This is a genomic window from Acinetobacter harbinensis (assembly GCF_000816495.1).
Taxonomy (GTDB): domain Bacteria; phylum Pseudomonadota; class Gammaproteobacteria; order Pseudomonadales; family Moraxellaceae; genus Acinetobacter; species Acinetobacter harbinensis.
Map to the genome: position 1 here is coordinate 34,203 of NZ_JXBK01000003.1, position 250 is coordinate 34,452.

1 protein-coding gene is annotated in these 250 nt (G+C 40.8%); it reads right to left on the bottom strand.

Annotated features, from left to right (window positions below):
• The coding region (locus tag SE27_RS14700; RefSeq protein ID WP_455550023.1) for an efflux RND transporter permease subunit at positions 1-250 on the bottom strand (250 nt) is incomplete at both ends.

Below are 250 nucleotides of genomic sequence, written 5' to 3' on the forward strand. Positions count from 1 at the left end.
GTTCTACATTAACGGCTGTCGCGCCTGAAATTGAGTTAATTTTTTGAGAAATTTTATTCGCTTCGCGATTTAGAATCTCCATGTCATCACCAAATAATTTGACACCCACATCACTTCGCACCCCTGAAATTAACTCGTTAAAGCGTAGTTCAATGGGTTGCGAGAACTCACTGTTATTTCCCGGCAATGTCGCTAAGAAAGTAATCATTCTTTGGCGAAGCTCATCAATCGTTTGTTTTGGATCAGGCCA